This is a genomic window from uncultured Sphaerotilus sp., from assembly GCF_963924895.1.
Taxonomy (GTDB): domain Bacteria; phylum Pseudomonadota; class Gammaproteobacteria; order Burkholderiales; family Burkholderiaceae_C; genus Sphaerotilus.
This window is the reverse complement of the sequence record NZ_CAWURG010000001.1, coordinates 44,788-59,975: the sequence shown is the minus strand read 5'-3', so window position 1 is coordinate 59,975 and position 15,188 is coordinate 44,788. Positions and strand designations below refer to the sequence as shown.

At 66.1% G+C, this 15,188-nt stretch carries 12 protein-coding genes; 4 read left to right on the top strand and 8 right to left on the bottom strand.

Annotated elements, in window-relative coordinates; genetic code table 11:
• The first annotated feature begins 105 nt into the window (after positions 1-105).
• The gene (locus AABN02_RS00200; RefSeq protein WP_338412908.1) at positions 106-1,140 is read left to right on the top strand and encodes an RNB domain-containing ribonuclease; all 1,035 of its coding nucleotides are present in this window, start codon (positions 106-108) and stop codon (positions 1,138-1,140) included.
• A 195-nt stretch (positions 1,141-1,335) separates the two neighbouring features.
• Here AABN02_RS00200 and AABN02_RS00195 read toward each other — a convergent pair whose 3' ends face one another.
• The gene (locus AABN02_RS00195) at positions 1,336-2,460 is read right to left on the bottom strand and encodes a ParB/RepB/Spo0J family partition protein (protein WP_338412905.1); all 1,125 of its coding nucleotides are present in this window, start codon (positions 2,458-2,460) and stop codon (positions 1,336-1,338) included.
• A gap of 1 nt (position 2,461) precedes the next feature.
• Positions 2,462-3,679, bottom strand: a complete 1,218-nt coding sequence (locus AABN02_RS00190) for an AAA family ATPase (protein ID WP_338412904.1) — start codon at positions 3,677-3,679, stop codon at positions 2,462-2,464.
• A gap of 594 nt (positions 3,680-4,273) precedes the next feature.
• On the opposite strand from AABN02_RS00190, the gene AABN02_RS00185 reads away from it, so the two are divergent.
• From AABN02_RS00185 to AABN02_RS00175, 3 genes are all read left to right on the top strand, one after another.
• Complete coding sequence (locus tag AABN02_RS00185; protein ID WP_338412903.1) at positions 4,274-5,635, top strand: replication initiation protein; 1,362 nt, start codon at positions 4,274-4,276, stop codon at positions 5,633-5,635.
• A 114-nt stretch (positions 5,636-5,749) separates the two neighbouring features.
• Entirely contained in the window at positions 5,750-6,877 is a 1,128-nt protein-coding gene (locus tag AABN02_RS00180) for a ParA family protein (protein WP_338412902.1), read from the top strand.
• 4 nt (positions 6,878-6,881) lie between these two features.
• Positions 6,882-7,883, top strand: coding sequence for a ParB/RepB/Spo0J family partition protein (locus AABN02_RS00175; protein ID WP_338412901.1), 1,002 nt, complete (start codon positions 6,882-6,884; stop codon positions 7,881-7,883).
• Between the two features lie 108 nt (positions 7,884-7,991).
• Here the strand turns inward: AABN02_RS00175 and AABN02_RS00170 are convergent, their stop codons facing one another.
• The 6 genes from AABN02_RS00170 to AABN02_RS00145 form a co-directional block, all read right to left on the bottom strand.
• Positions 7,992-9,134: a Zn-dependent alcohol dehydrogenase gene (locus AABN02_RS00170; protein WP_338412900.1), complete on the bottom strand. Its 1,143-nt coding sequence runs from the start codon at positions 9,132-9,134 to the stop codon at positions 7,992-7,994.
• A 13-nt stretch (positions 9,135-9,147) separates the two neighbouring features.
• The gene (locus tag AABN02_RS00165) at positions 9,148-10,833 is read right to left on the bottom strand and encodes a long-chain fatty acid--CoA ligase (protein ID WP_338412899.1); all 1,686 of its coding nucleotides are present in this window, start codon (positions 10,831-10,833) and stop codon (positions 9,148-9,150) included.
• 8 nt (positions 10,834-10,841) lie between these two features.
• Positions 10,842-12,059, bottom strand: a complete 1,218-nt coding sequence (locus AABN02_RS00160; RefSeq protein ID WP_338412898.1) for an acyl-CoA dehydrogenase family protein — start codon at positions 12,057-12,059, stop codon at positions 10,842-10,844.
• Between the two features lie 16 nt (positions 12,060-12,075).
• Positions 12,076-13,152: a phosphotransferase gene (locus AABN02_RS00155; RefSeq protein ID WP_338412897.1), complete on the bottom strand. Its 1,077-nt coding sequence runs from the start codon at positions 13,150-13,152 to the stop codon at positions 12,076-12,078.
• A gap of 80 nt (positions 13,153-13,232) precedes the next feature.
• Complete coding sequence (locus tag AABN02_RS00150) at positions 13,233-14,006, bottom strand: SDR family oxidoreductase (RefSeq protein ID WP_338412896.1); 774 nt, start codon at positions 14,004-14,006, stop codon at positions 13,233-13,235.
• 1 nt (position 14,007) lies between these two features.
• Positions 14,008-15,186 carry an acetyl-CoA C-acyltransferase gene (locus tag AABN02_RS00145; protein WP_338412895.1) on the bottom strand — a complete coding sequence of 393 codons (1,179 nt, stop codon included), beginning with the start codon at positions 15,184-15,186 and terminating at the stop codon, positions 14,008-14,010.
• Between the last annotated feature and the right edge of the window lie 2 nt (positions 15,187-15,188).

Here is a 15,188-nt window from a genome sequence, read left to right as displayed (position 1 = left end):
TGTCCTTGATGCGCAGCTTGAGGGTCTTCACGGCTTCCATCCGGCAACTGTATTTCCATACATGTCGGTTGACAAGCCGTCCCGGCTTGAACGCTCGACCCCGGGCTGAACCCCGGGGCTTGTCGCTTCGTCCGGGTCACCGGATCGAGCGTGCGGAGGGCGTGGGTACATAACCAGGCCAAGCTGGCCTATGACGCGGTGTCGGCGTGGATTGTCGGCACTGGCGAGTTGCCCGCCGCAGCGCGTGCCGTGCCAGGGATGGATGCCCAGCTGCACCTGCAGGACGCCACGGCCCAGTGCCTGCGGAGGCGTCGGCATGCCCAGGGTTCACTGGAATTCGAGACCTTCCAGCCCCGCGTCGTGTTTGAAGGCGACAAGGCGGTGGATCTGCGTCAGCAGGAACAGAACCGTGCCCGTCAGCTGATCGAAGAGCTGATGATCGCCACCAACACCTGCACGGCACGCTTTCTGGCCGAACACGGCGGCGCCTCGATCCGCCGCGTGGTGCGCTCCCCTGAACGCTGGCTGCGCATTGTCGAACTGGCCCGCAGCTATGGAGAATCACTGCCCGATGCGCCGGACTCCAAGGCGCTGGAAGGTTTTCTGGCGCGGCGACACCAGGCCGACCCGCTGCGCTTTCCGGACCTGTCGCTGGTGGTCGTCAAGCTGATGGGCTCGGGCGAGTATGTGGTCGAGCGCCCGGGCGCCACACCCATCGGACACTTCGGGCTGGCCGAACGCGACTACACCCATTCGACCGCACCCAATCGCCGCTTCCCGGACCTGATCACGCTGCGCATGATGAAGGCGCTGCTGGCCGCGGCCGCACCCCCCTACAGCCTGCACGAACTGGAAGCACTGGCCCTGCACTGCACGCAGCAGGAAGATGCCGCACGCAAGGTCGAGCGACGGATGCGCAAGTCCGAGGCCGCGCTGTTCCTGGCACCGCGCATCGGCCAATCGTTCGATGGTCTGGTGACCGGCCACGGCGATGCAGGCTCCTGGGTGCGGATCGTCTCGCCGCCGGCCGAAGGCAGGCTGGTCGGCCGCCTTCCTGCCCTGCATGTGGGCCAGCAGGTTCGCGTCCGACTCACGTCGACGAACGTCGAGCGTGGCTTCATCGATTTCGCCATCGTGTGACGGTCACAGGGGTTGCCTGGACAGGATCCAGCCATCCAGCTGACCGGGTAAAAGCTGGACATCAGCGCGCGACTGGTCGCACGTCGGCGACCAAGGCCACACCGGCACCCTCCGCGCCTCGCGCCCCCACGGATTGCATGGCACTTGCCTGTAGGGGGGGTGGAACGGTTCCACCCCCCTTGGACGTCCGCGCGTTCAGGAAGTCCGGCTACTTTTCAGGAGGGCCACGATGGCTCCCTTGAGCGAATTCAGCCGCTCCGCGGAGGCCGGCATCGCACCTGCATCGATCGATATCTCGATGCGACCGTCCGGCTGCACGGTCAGGGAAGCCAGCTCCTGGCCGTCGACGGTGATCGACTCCCGGACGGTGGGGGGGTGGAACGGTTCCACCCCCTGCGCCTGCAACTCGGCGCGGATGGCCGTCAGCCGAGAGAACACCTCACGAGCCGACAGCTTGGCATGCTGACTGGACAGTCTCTGCGCTTCTGCACGCACCTCGTCGGGATTCGCGGCAATCGCATCTGCAAGCGGTTTGGCCCATCGGAACTGCAAGGTCAGCGGTGACGGAAACGCTTGCACCACGAACTCGGGCAGGTTGGCCAATGCCAGGGCTTTGCCCAGCGCACTAAGGTCAACCCCGATCGCCTCGGAGAGCTTGCGGTTCGAAGGGAACAACCCCATGTCCAGGGCTCGCCGGTACATCGTGCCCTGCTCCCAGGCAGAAAGATCCTTGCGTGCCCGGTTTTCCCGCTCCATCTCCACGAACAGCGCCTGGTCATCCAGATGGTCGATCAGGCTGAGCACAGGCAGACCGAGTTCCTGGCAGGCTCTCAGGCGCCGGTGCCCGAACACGACTTCATAGCGTTCGGAAAATTCGCCCTTGGCGCCACGGTTCGGACGAACCTTGATCGGTTGAACGTTTCCACCGGCATCCTGGATTTCCGCCTTGAGTCTGAGGTAGTCACTCCCGGCGAAACTGGCGAGGTGTCGATTGGCATAGCGGCTCGGTTGCACCAGACTGGCGTCGAGCAGGCGCGCCGCCTTGGCGCCGTCCCACTGCTGCAGATCACTCAGCGCGTCATCCAGACGGCTGCGCAATACCTCCGAGTCCTGTGCTCGTGCACGCAAGACCTCGTTTTCCTTGAGAAGATCGGAGCGGGTCTCGTTGGCAAACGCCATCAAGGCCCCTGGGGCCGTCTTGGGTTTGGGGGCGGCGTGCCCCGGCGAGGGGGCATGGCCATCCTCCGCAGCCGGAAGGGTTCCGGGCAGATTGCTGAAGTCCAGCCTGGCCGCCTTGTCCAGTAACTTGTTGCTCTTCATCTCATCCCTCCATCTGTTCGATCTGGGCCGCCCACACGGCCACGATCTGCTGCTCGATCAGTTCGCACATCCGGTCGAACGCGTCACGGGCGCGTCCGAACGTCTTCGAATTGACGGCCCCTCGGGGCAGGTCATAGACGGTCCCGAATTCGGCCGAAGCCGTGGCCGCCACCGAGGTCTTCGGAATCTCGATCGGCAACACCTTGTCCGTGTAGGCCTCGAGCACCCACTGCCGAACCACGGAGCTGGCCGCGTCCGAAGATTCGACCCGTGACAGCAGCACGTCAATGAACTCGAAGGTCTTGTCCTGACCCCGACTGCGGATCAGCTGGTTGCAGAGGTCGCTGAACAGATCCCAGAACTGGGCCGAGGAGGCAAAGTCGAGTGCGGAGGGGGGCAGGGGCATGATGACCCCATCGGCCGCCATCAGCGCGTTGATCGTCACGTAGGACAAGGCGGGCGGCGTGTCGATCAGGATGACGTCATAGTCCATGCGCGCCTGATCGAGTCCACGGTCGAGACAGCGCCAGAATTCGAACCCCGGATCCCGGGTCTGCCGTGCGGGCAGAGCGAACTCCGCACCAAAGAGCAGGGGGGCGGCGCAGATGAGATCGATCCCTGGCCAATAGCTCGGACGGATCGCATAGCTCAGATCCTCTTCCTCGCCGGAGAACAGCAGCATGGCCGTGTGCTCGGGTTCGACTTCAGCGCCTGGGAGGACGCCAAACAGGGTGGTGGCCGAGCCCTGTGGATCCAGGTCCACCACCAGCACCCGGTGGCCCCGCATCGCAAGTCCTTGTGCCAGGGTGACCGCGGAGGTTGTCTTGGCCACCCCGCCCTTGAAGTTCGCGACAGTGATGGTGGTCCCCGCCGCTTGAGCCGGACGCATGTGCTCGTGCCGCAGGTCGCGCACCCAGGTCCGCGCATCGGTCATGGCCCACTCGCGCCGATTGCCGACCATGGTCCCTGCTGGCAGATCACCACGGGTGAGCCGGTAGGCGATCTTGCTCTTGTCCACGCCGCACAGTTCGGCAAGCTGCGCAGCGCTCACGGCAGGCGCCTGCTTGACCGAAGCCGGTGGAAGCATGGCCGTGCGAATCTGACCCATCATGGCCGCGATCCTTGCGGCCTGGGCTTCGATATCGGCCAGTGACTGTCGGCGAATCGGGGCTCGGTGAATGCGGATGCCCTCACCAGATGGCGCAAGTTTGGTGCTCATGGGGTCAACGTTCCTGTTGCAGAGGATTTGATTGTCCCCTCAGTTCTCGAAAATTCAACCAGAACCGGGCGGCTGCGTACACCGCCAGCGTCTGATCTGGCGCATCCGTCATTGCCCACGCACTGGCCTGGTGTTCGTGTTCGTTCCTGGCCTTGCAAACTTCTCTGGCGGGAGATTTAAAAGAATCTAAGTCCTTAAAGAGATTAAGGCGGCCAAGGATTAAAAAAAATCTTTTTATATCAATGACTTAGAGAAGATTTCCGCTGCAGTCTGTCCAACTTCTACCCGGAATCGTCCAGCTTTTTCCCGGATCCGTACGGTTTCTACCCGGAAAGCGTCCAGCTGCTACCCGGCTGGAGCCTCCTTGCCGGTCCGCCCACTTTTGCGCGTCGCACAGCGTGGCTGTCGGTTGTTCCTTCCAAGTGTCCAGCTTTTACCCGGTGCGATCCGGTGGCACGGTGGCGCGACCGCCCCAGAAAATGTCCAGGATCTACCCGTTTCATCTCGGCTGTGCGGGGCACTGTGGCGCCGGCGCTGGAATTGTGTCCAAACAGGGTTGGACATATCATGGCGGGCCACTTCACGTCATCACCCATGAACACCCCTGGAAGCCGGGACGCGGTTGCCGAAGGACCGGAACTCCGCAAGCCGCACGAGATGATCGTCATGATCCCGCGGTCACGGCGGGTGACCCTGACAGGGCGGCGGCTCTACAACGCGATGCTCCAGGTTGCCCAGTCGCGGCTGCTGGCGATGGACACCATGCCCCGGGCCGATTACCTGTTCGAGGCGCCGCTGCCGGCGCTGCTGAGAACGACGGGATCCAGTGGCGAGGACCGGACCGCCGCCAAACGCTATCTCCGCGAGATGCGCGGTCTGGAAGTGGACTGGGAATCCACGGCACCGGGCGACAGCGTCAAGTGGCGCGGCTTCTCGATGCTGTCCGAGGTGGCCATCGAAGTGCGCAACGGCGAGAACTGGGTGGCCTGGTCCTATCCCCCGTCCATCATGAGCGTGCTGCGTGAGCCGCAGCGCTGGGCCAGCCTCGATCTGGATGTGCTGGCGCGGCTGGGGACCTACACGGGCATGGCCCTCTACGAGATCTGCGCCCGCTACCGGGACAATCCATCGGGCGTGACCAGCCGCAAGTCGATCGACTGGTGGTCGGATGCGCTGAACCAGGCGCCCGGCGGGGCAGAGCGGCGCGAATGGCGCAAGTTCAAGTCCGAGCGGGTCAAGCCGGCACTGGACGAGATCAACCGCGAGACCGACATCGAGATCGAACTGATCGAACACCGCCAGGGCCGCACGGTGACCGAGGTGCAGTTTGCCGTGCGACGCAAGCATGTGCCGCCTCGGAGTGGCGCTCTCATGGGCGGCCCGGTGGACGCGAATCTGGTGCTCCGGGCCGAATCCCTGGGCATTCGCGAAATCAAGCTGGATGGGCTGCTCACCGAGTTCGGTGATGCGGCGGTTCGACTCAAGCTCGATGTGCTGGAACGGCGCATCGCCAACAACCGGCGCTCGCCGGTCGAAGATGCCTACTCCTACCTGCGCACGCTGCTGCGCACCGATGCGGCGGTGGTGGTCGAGCCGCAGGCGGTGGCGGCTCCTGCGGCCATTCCCGTGGTGCTTGCAGCGACCGTGAAGCCTGTTGCCATCGCCAGTCCGGTGGCGCCGCGTCAGGAGGTCGATGCGCAGGTTCAGGTCGACTGGATGAACGCCAGGATCGCCGCGATCCGGCAGGAACTCCTGGCCATGCCGGCCGCAGAGCGCAAGGTCTGGGTCGATCTGGCGATCAAGGAACTGTCTTCCAAGGGTTCGCTCAGTGCCGTGATCGTGCGGCGCGCGGCCCAGGGGGACGTCCTGCATGGGCTGCTCGGATCGGTGATCGTGCGCCTGTATGCCGCTGCAGTACACGGCGATTCGTGGAACCGTTACCCCGGAACGCCATGATTGGCCAGATACAACATCAAAGCGGATTCATCGAATTGATGTTGCAATTAGATCTTTGAATAGATTTTGCATGAATTGATGTAAAAATGTATTATTCGGACAAGGAGACACACCATGTCCGATGACACGACCGATCTGTCCGACGAGACGATTTCCCCCGGCATGGGGCCACCGCGCGGTGCGATCAAGCTCAAGCTGGCCATGGAGCTGAGCCGCTGGGCCGGCTCGGCACAGTCGTTCAGAGCCTTCTTTCCTGCCCCAATCAAGGGCGAAGGCTCCTACCACAACGTCTACACCCCACTGCAGATCCGGCAAGCCCGTCTGCGCATGATGGGCATCGAGCACGAGCCGCAGCGCCCGCTCGGCCTGATGCCGCCGATCATCTATTGCCGCATGGCCAAGGGCGGGGTGGGCAAGACGACCATCGCGGCGAACATCGCGTCTTGCATGGCGATGCAGGGCCACCGCGTGCTGATGATCGATGCCGATCCCCAGGCCTCCCTGACCAGCCTGTTCGGCATCGACTGGACCTCCGAGAAGATCCGCCACATCGGCCACGCGCTCCGGGACCACGAACAGGGCCGGCCGGTCGTGTTCGACGAGTCGATCCTGCGGCCCATCTACCCCGACGGCATGCTGGACCTGCTGGCCAGCGACATCACGCTGGCCAACATCGAGTCGTGGCTGTCCACCATCATGAACCGGGAGGCGGTGGTCGAGCGCCTGTTCAAGGCCTATGTCGAGCTGTGGTCGGCCTATGACGTGATCGTGATCGACTCGGCGCCCGGGTCCTCGCAGCTCAGCAATGCGCTGATGTATGCCGCCAAGCGTGTGCTGGCCGTGGTCATGCTGGACGGGCAGTCGATCAAGGCCATGGAGGTGCTGGCGCACAACCTGCACGAACTGAACCGCGCCTATCCGGAGCTGCGTGCCACCGTCCACCTCGTCGCCAATGGCTACGACGCGCGCCAGACGACCTGCCAGGCCTCGCTGGAGATCCTGCGCGCGGCCTACCCCGGCATGATCGATCCCTGCATCATCCCGCGCTATGCCTCGTTCGCGCGCCAGGTGTCGCTCTACAGCGATGCCGAGAGCGGCCCCATCCTGGAGCGCGAACCCAACTCCCCCGCCGCCAAGGCCATCATCGACCTGACCCGCTCGCTGGTTGGGTTCTTCGACGTCAAGCTGGCGGAACAGATCCCGGTGGTGCCGGACTCCACCCGTGCCCGCAGGAAGGGCTGAACCCATGGAACCCAGAATCATGCAGGTCAAGTCCTCGGGTCTGCTGAGTGCCGACCAGCAGGCAGAACGCGAACGGCGTCTGGCCATGGCGGTCGGGCGGCTGCCGTCGTTCTCGGCCGCTGCGGCCGAGCCGTCCGACGCGGTGAGCGCGCCGCCCGCGTTGCTGGTGGCCGGCAGCCCGACGCAGGTGCTCGACCCTCGGCTGATCGTGCGCAGCCGCTGGGCCAACCGGCACCCGTCGAACTTCAGCGGCGATGCCTTTGCCCAGCTGCGCGAAGAGATCCGGCAGGCTGGCGGCAATGTCCAGCCCATCAAGATTCGACCGCTGAAATCGCCCGGCACCCCGGCGCAGCCGGGCGAGGTGACGCCCCGCTACGAGATCGTCTTCGGCCATCGCCGGCATGAGGCCTGCCTGCTGGAAGGGCTGCCGGTGCTGGCCATGGTGGCCGATCTGGACGACCGGACGCTGTTCATCGAGATGGACCGCGAGAACCGCGTCCGCAAGGACCTGACCGCCTGGGAGCAGGGCGTCATGTACCGCCGGGCGCTGGACACCGGGCTCTTCCCGTCCAAGCGCGCGCTGGCCGGTGCGCTGGGCGTCGACCACAGCGCCCTGACCAAGGCGGTCACGCTGGCGGATCTGCCGCAGGCGGTGCTGGACGCGTTTCCTTCACCACTCGATCTGCAGTTCCGTTGGGGTCAGCCACTGGCCGCAGCACTGGCGGCCGAGCCGGAGGCACTGCTGGCCCGGGCTGCACAACTGAAAGGCCGGTCGGGGCCGATGCTGGCCAAGCGCGTCTTCGAGCACCTGATCGGACACATGACTGCGGAAAGCGCCGACGCTGCGCCCAGCCTTGAACCGATCCGGATCGAACACGCGGGCAAGCACGCCGAGGTCGTCCTGACAGCCAAGGGCGGGGCCCTGGTCCAGATCGCTCCGGGCTCGATGGCGCCGGAGCGGCTGGACGAGCTGGCGAACCTGGTTGCCCAGTTCCTGGCGGGATGAAGGTCTCTGGGGTGTGGAACGGTTCCACACCCCCCAGGTGGTTTTGCCTGCAGGACCGTCGCAATGGACTGTGTCCGTGGAAATGAGCGGGTGATTGCGACTGGATGGCTATGGACGTCTCTGCGGAAGGTCTTCCACCGTGAACACGATCATGCCGCGCGCATTGCGGCCCTGGTGCAGGTCTTCAAAGGCCTGAGGGGCTTCGTCTATGGTGTAGCGGTGCGTGATCAGCTCGTCGAGCTTCAGCCGGCCACTGCGGTACAGCGACATCAGGCGCGGAAAGTCCTCGCGCGGGCGGGCCGAGCCGAAGTAGCTGCCGGTGAGCGTTTTTTCCTCGAAGGTCAGGCTGGCGGTGCGCACGCTGGTCATGTCCTTGGCGCCCGCCACGCCCACCACGACTGCAGTGCCGCCCTTGCGCAGTGCACCGTAGGCTTGGGCCACCACCTCGCCCCGCCCTACGCATTCAAACGCGAAGTCGGCGCCACCACCGGTGAGCTTGCGCAAGGTCTTGACCAGGTTCTCGTCGCCCGAGGCGTTGACCGTGTGCGTAGCGCCGAACAGGCGGGCCATCTCCAGCTTGCTGTCCACGCGGTCCACCGCGACGATCATCGAGGCGCCGGCCAACGCACAGCCCTGGATGGCGTTCAGGCCCACACCGCCCGCGCCGAAAACGATGGCGATGCTGCCTGCGGTCAGCTTGGCGGTATTCACCACGGCACCGACGCCGGTCATCACGCCGCAACCGATCAGGGCGCAGCAGTCCAGCGCAATGTCGCTGGCGGCGTGTACGACGTTGTCCACATGCAGCGTGGCGTACTCGGCCATCACGCCGCAGCCGGAGAAGACGTTGAGTGGGTTGCCTTGCAGATCCCGCGTGCGCAAGGTCCCGTCGGGCAGCGTGGTGCCCGCCTTGGCAGCCTGGTCGCATAGCTGGGGCCGGCCGGTCTGGCAGTAGCGGCAATGGCCGCACATGCTGACGAAGGAGCTGATGACGCGGTCGCCGACCCGGAAGGCCGTGACGCCCTCTCCGACTTCGACCACCGTGCCGGCGCCTTCGTGACCAAGCACCACCGGCATCGGGAAGGGGATCGTGCCGTTGGTCGCGGACAGGTCGGAGTGGCACACCCCGCAGGCGGCCAGGCGGATCGTGACCTCGTTGCGCCTGGGCGGGTCCACCAGAATGGTCTCCACCGTGACCGGCCCGCCCAGGGTACGGGCGACGACAGCACGGGCTTGGCGGGCAGTGTTCATGAGAGGGACTCCTTCAGGACTGTTGAGGCTTGGCGTCGCGCGCAGCCTGCTGCTCTTGCAGTTCGCGCCACATCACCTTGCCGGTGCCCGATTTGGGCAGGCCGCTGACGAACTCCACCAGGCGCGGCACCTTGTAGGCCGCCATGTGCTCATGGCACCAGGCGCTGATGTCGGCCGCTGTTGGCGGCTGGTCCAGCCCCGGACGCAGCACCACCAGCGCCTTCACCGTCTCGCCTCGGCGTTCGTCGCGCGCACCGATGACGCAGGCTTCCTGGATGGCCGGATGGCGGTACATCATGGCCTCCACCTCGGAAGGCCAGACCTTGAAGCCGCTGGCATTGATCATGCGCTTCAGGCGGTCGGTCATGAAGAAGTAGCCATCCTGGTCGGTACGCGCCAGATCGCCGGTGCGCAGGAAGCGCTTGCCGTCGAGGGTGATGAAGGCCTCACGCGTGCCCTCGGGCTGACGCCAATAGCCCTGCATCACCTGTGGACCGTGCACCACGATCTCGCCGTGTTCACCGGGGGCGACCTCGGCCAGCGTGTCCGGATCGATCAGGCGCGCGTCCACGTCGTAGACGGGAATGCCCAGACATTGCGGCTTGGGCCGGTGCGGCGGATTGATGTGGGTGGCGGCCATGGTCTCCGACATGCCGTAGCCCTCGATGAAATCCAGCCCGGTCAGCGACTTCAGTTTCGCGCACACGGCCGCCGGCATGGCGGCGCCGCCGCCGCGGATGCCGATCAGGCTGGACAGGTCGTACTCGCCGATGCGAGGGTTGTTGACGAAGTCGATCACCATGGTGGAGATCGACTGCCAGGTGGCCACGCGGTAGCGCTGGATGCACTGTGCTGCGGCGTCGCGGTCCCAGCGCGGCAGCACGACGATGGTGCTGCCCACGTAGATGGGCCCGTTCATGCCGCCGGCCATGCCGGTGACGTGGAAAAAGGGCAGCACCGACAGGGCGACCCAGTCCTGGTTGCGGGTGAACCATTGCACGCCCGCCACGGCTGTGCTCATCACGCTGCGGTGCGTGTGCATGCAGCCCTTGGGCAGCCCCGTGGTCCCTGAGGTGTAGGGCATCACCGCCAGGTCATCGGGGCCGGCCTGGCAGGGTCCAGGCGTGCGCGCCGCAGCCAGCATCGCCGACCAGGACACCAGACCGTCACCCTTGAGGACGACGGGCGGGGCAGCCACCACCTCGGGAACCTTCAAGTCGGTGGGCGTGCGCAGATGGTCGCTGTAGGTGGCCACGATGAGGTGTTGCAGCCCGCCGGGCTCGCCCAGCATCGGTTGCAACTCGGGCAACAATTCCTGGGCGGTGAAGGCGACACGGGCACCCGAATCGGCCACGTAGTGGCGCAGTTCGTCGTGCTTGTTCATCGGGTTGACCGGCACCACCACGGCGTCGGCGCGCAGGATGCCGTAGTAGGCCAACACCCACTGCGGACAGTTCTGCATGTCCAGCAGCACGCGGTCGCCCTTGGCCACACCGCAGTCGTGCTGCAGGAAGCCGGCGATGCGTTCGGCTTCGGCCTGGAAGTCGGCGTAGCTCAGCGCACTGTCGTAGAAGATGGTGAAGGCCTTGTCCGGAAAGCGGGCCGCCGAGACCTCGACGTTGTGGAACAGGTGCGTGGCGGGCAGCGTCAGGTGACGCGACTGGCCCGCGGGCCAGTGCTGGAAGTGCAGTTCATTCATTTGGACGCTCAAAGGTAACGTGCCAGTTCCACCTTGGCGATGGCATTGCGATGCACTTCGTCGGGACCGTCGGCATAGCGCAGCGTGCGGGTGCTCGCATAGGAGCGGGCCAGGCCGAAGTCCTGGCTCACGCCGGCACCGCCGTGCACCTGCATCGACCAGTCGATCACCTGCAGCGCCATGGCGGGGGCCGCCACCTTGATCATCGCGATCTCCTGCCTGGCGCCCTTGTTGCCCACCTTGTCCATCTTCCAGGCGGCATGCAGCACCAGGAGGCGCGCCTGGTCGATCAGGATGCGCGACTGCGCGATGCGCTCGCGCGTGACGCCCTGGTCGGACAGCTTGCGGCCGAACGTGGTGCGCGAAAGGCTGCGCCGACACATGTCTTCGAGCGCGCGCTCGGCGCGACCGATGGCGCGCATGCAGTGGTGGATGCGGCCCGGCCCGAGGCGGCCCTGCGCGATCTCGAAGCCACGGCCTTCGCCCAGCAGCACGTTGCTGACGGGCACGCGCACATTGACGAAATCCACTTCGGCGTGGCCGTGCGGCGCATCGTCGTAGCCGAACACCGAGAGGTGGCGCAGCACCTTCACGCCGGGCGTGTCCATGGGCACCAGCACCATGGATTGCTGCTGGTGACGGTTGATGTGGTCGGGGGCGGTCTTGCCCATGAAGATCAATATCTTGCAACGCGGGTCGTTGGCGCCACTGGTCCACCATTTGCGGCCATTGATGACGTAGTCATCACCGTCGCGAGTGATGCGGGCTTCGATGTTGGTGGCGTCGCTGGACGCCACGTCCGGCTCGGTCATCGCAAAGCCCGAGCGGATTTCACCGGCCAGCAGGGGCTGGAGCCATTGCGCCTGCTGCTCGGGCGAGCCGTAGCGCACCAGCGTCTCCATGTTGCCGGTGTCCGGCGCCGAGCAGTTGAAAGGCTCGGACCCGATGGGCGAGCGGCCCATGATCTCGGCCAGCGGCGCGTATTCGGCGTTGGTCAGCCCGGCACCCAGAGGCGATTCGGGCAGGAACAGGTTCCAAAGCCCCTCGACCTGGGCCTGGGCCTTCAGCGCCTCCATCACCGGGGCCGGTTGCCAGGCGTTGCCGGCGGCGCGGAAGGCGGTCATCTCGGCTTCGAACCGCGCTTCTGCCGGGTAGACATGGGCTTCCATGAAGGCCGTCAGACGCTGTTGCAGGTCGCGAACCTTGGGGGACAGATCGAAATCCATGGTGCTGCTTTCTCGCTCAGAGTGTTCGGGCCAGGGCCCAGGCCTGCTCGGCCAGGGGCCGTGCGCGCTTTCCGGTTTCCACGGCGGTGGCGTTCGAGGCGTTGCCCTGGCAGGCCCGCTTGGCAATCCCTTGCAGGATGCCCACCAGCCGGAACATGTTGAAGACCAGGTAACAGGTCCAGTCCGCGTCCGATACCGGCGCATGGCGCCCGCATCGGGCCATGTAGAGGGCACGGTATTCGGCCTCGGTCGGGATGCCGAGTGCGGCCAGATCGGCCCCTGCCAGGCCGCGTGCGGCGCCGGGGGCCATGCGCCAGCTCATGCAGTGGTAGGCGAAGTCCACGAGCGGGTCTCCCAACGTGGACAGTTCCCAGTCGAGCACTGCCAGGATGCGAGGCTCGCTGGGGTGGAAGATGACGTTGTCGAGCCGGTAGTCGCCATGCACGATGCGCGTCTCGCTCTGCGCCGGCAGGTGCTGCGGCAGCCAGGCGATCAATGCATCGGCGGCGGCGATGGGCTCGGTCTCGGCCGCCTTGTACTGCCGGGTCCAGCGGGCTACCTGGCGCGCCATGTAGCCGCCGGGCTGACCGTAGTCGGCCAGCCCTGTCGCCGCAGGATCCACGCGGTGCAGTGCGGCCATCACGCGGTTCATCTCGTCGTAGATGGCGCCGCGCTCCGCGCCGCTCATGCCGGGCAGCTGCGGGTCCCAGAAGATGCGGCCATCGACGTGGTCCATCACGTAGAAGTCGGTGCCGATGACCTCCGGGTCCTGGCACAGCACATGCACCTTCGCCACCGGCACGTCGGTGCCGGCCAGTGCGCCGATGACACGGTATTCACGGTCCACCGCATGGGCCGACGGCAGCAGCTGACCCGGCGGCCTGCGGCGCATCACGAAGCGCCGTTCTCCTGCTGCAAGCAGGAACGTAGGGTTGGACTGGCCGCCCTTGAACTGCGCGATCTGCACTGGTCCGTCCAGCCCCGGCATGCGGGGGCGCAACCAGGCCAGCAAACGCGCTTCGTCAAAGGCGTTCCGGGCCACCACCGGCTGGGTGCCGGTGTAGGCGTTCGAGGGGTCGTTGTCGTTGCCCATTGGTGCCGCCTTGGGCCTGTGGCTCGGCCCTTCCGATGGCGGATTCGCCCCTTCGGGCGGCCGTGCGGGGATCATGCGCGTCAGATGGCCGAGGCGCCGCCGTCCACCGCCAGGTACTGGCCGGTGACGTGGCGCGAGGCTTCGCTGGCCAGGAATACCACGGCGCCCATCAGGTCCTCGTTGCCGCCCAGGCGCTGCAGGGGCGTGCGCGCCAGCACGGCGTCGCCGATCTTGTCGAGCAGGCCTGCCGACATCTTCGAGGGGAAGAAGCCCGGGCAGATGGCGTTGACGTTGATGTTGTAGCGACCCCATTCGCTGGCCAGCGCGCGGGTGAAGTTGATGGACCCGGCCTTGGAGGTGTTGTAAGCGATGGTGTGTACGCCCGGGCCCATGCCCTTGAGGCCTGCTGCCGAGGCCACGTTGATGATCTTGCCGTGCCGCCGCGGGATCATGCTGCGGCGGCCCACCTCGCGCGCCAGGAAGAACGGTGCGTTGAGGTTCAGGTTGATCACCTTGTGCCAGGCCTCGTCGGGGTAGTCCTCGGCCGGCGCGCCCCACGTGGCACCAGCGTTGTTGACGAGGATGTCGATCTCGCCCAACTGGTCGCGCACGGTCTGCACCAAGGGCGCAATGGCCTCGGATCGCTGCAGGTCGGCGACCACGGAGAGCACCGAGAGGCCGGCGGCCTCGAGGCTCGCCTGCGCCTCGGCCAGCTCGTCTGCCTTGCGCGCGGTGATGGCCAGCCTGCAGCCCATCTCGCCCAGCGCGCGGGCCATCTGCAGACCCAGTCCGCGCGAACCGCCCGTCACCAGGGCCACTTGGCCGTCGAGCTTGAACAGGTCCTGGATGGCCATCTCAGCACACCTCGAAGAGACCGGCCGCGCCCTGACCACCACCGATGCACATGGTCACCACCACGTACCTGGCGCCACGACGCTTGCCCTCGATCAGCGCATGGCCGGTCAGGCGCGAGCCGCTGACGCCGTAGGGATGGCCCACCGCGATGGCGCCCCCATTGACGTTGAGCAGTTCGTCAGGGATGCCCAGCTTGTCGCGGCAGTACAGCACCTGGCACGCAAAGGCTTCGTTGAGTTCCCACAGTCCGATGTCGCTGACCTTCAGGCCCGCGCGCTGCAGCAGGCGGGGCACGGCGTAGATGGGGCCGATGCCCATCTCGTCGGGCTCGCAGCCAGCCACGGCAAAGCCGCGGAAGATGCCCAACGGTGCCAGGCCCAACTGCTCGGCGCGCCGTCCGTTCATCACCACGCAGGCCGAGGCACCGTCACTGAACTGGCTGGCGTTGCCGGCGGTGACCACGCCGCCGGGCAAGGCCGAACGGATCCGCGAGACGGCCTCGAAGGTGGTATCGGCACGGATGCCTTCGTCGGCCGCGATGGTCACCTGCTTCGTGGTGATGCGGCCGCTGGCCTTGTCGACCACGCCCATGGTGGTGGTCATCGGCACGATCTCGGCGTCGAACCTGCCGGCCGCCTGCGCGGCCGCGGCGCGCAACTGGCTGCGCACGCCGTACTCGTCCTGGGCCTGCTTGCTGATGGCATAGCGCTTGGCCACCGTCTCGGCCGTCTGCAGCATGCTCCAGTACAGCTCGGGCTTGTGCTCCTGCAGCCAGGGGTCACGCCGCATGTGGGTGTTGGCCTCGTTCTGCACGCAGGAGATGCTCTCCACGCCGCCCGCCACGATGGCGGGTGCACCCTCCAGGATCACGCGCTGGGCCGCCAGCGCAATGGCCTGCAGGCCCGACGAGCAGAAGCGGTTGATGGTGAGGCCGGCGGTGTTGACGGGCAGGCCTGCCCGCAGCACGATGGCCCGGGCGATGTTGCCGCCGGTGGTTCCTTCGCCAAAGGTGCCACCCATGATGCAGTCTTCGATCTCACCAGGATCGACGCCGGCTCGGGCGACGGCGTGCGCCACGGCGTGGCCACCCAGCGTGGCGCCATAGGTCATGTTGAAGGCGCCCTTCCAGCTCTTGGCCAGAGCTGTGCGGGCGGTGGAAACAATCACTGCGTCGGTCATCT

Bases quoted from the DNA above. Each gene is read 5' to 3' on its own strand.
- AABN02_RS00195 (WP_338412905.1), bottom strand. From the start codon at position 2,460: ATGAAGAGCAACAAGTTACTGGACAAGGCGGCCAGGCTGGACTTCAGC.
- AABN02_RS00190 (WP_338412904.1), bottom strand. From the start codon at position 3,679: ATGAGCACCAAACTTGCGCCATCTGGTGAGGGCATCCGCATTCACCGA.
- AABN02_RS00185 (WP_338412903.1), top strand. From the start codon at position 4,274: ATGAACACCCCTGGAAGCCGGGACGCGGTTGCCGAAGGACCGGAACTC.
- AABN02_RS00180 (WP_338412902.1), top strand. From the start codon at position 5,750: ATGTCCGATGACACGACCGATCTGTCCGACGAGACGATTTCCCCCGGC.
- AABN02_RS00175 (WP_338412901.1), top strand. From the start codon at position 6,882: ATGGAACCCAGAATCATGCAGGTCAAGTCCTCGGGTCTGCTGAGTGCC.
- AABN02_RS00170 (WP_338412900.1), bottom strand. From the start codon at position 9,134: ATGAACACTGCCCGCCAAGCCCGTGCTGTCGTCGCCCGTACCCTGGGC.
- AABN02_RS00165 (WP_338412899.1), bottom strand. From the start codon at position 10,833: ATGAATGAACTGCACTTCCAGCACTGGCCCGCGGGCCAGTCGCGTCAC.
- AABN02_RS00160 (WP_338412898.1), bottom strand. From the start codon at position 12,059: ATGGATTTCGATCTGTCCCCCAAGGTTCGCGACCTGCAACAGCGTCTG.
- AABN02_RS00155 (WP_338412897.1), bottom strand. From the start codon at position 13,152: ATGGGCAACGACAACGACCCCTCGAACGCCTACACCGGCACCCAGCCG.
- AABN02_RS00150 (WP_338412896.1), bottom strand. From the start codon at position 14,006: ATGGCCATCCAGGACCTGTTCAAGCTCGACGGCCAAGTGGCCCTGGTG.
- AABN02_RS00145 (WP_338412895.1), bottom strand. From the start codon at position 15,186: ATGACCGACGCAGTGATTGTTTCCACCGCCCGCACAGCTCTGGCCAAG.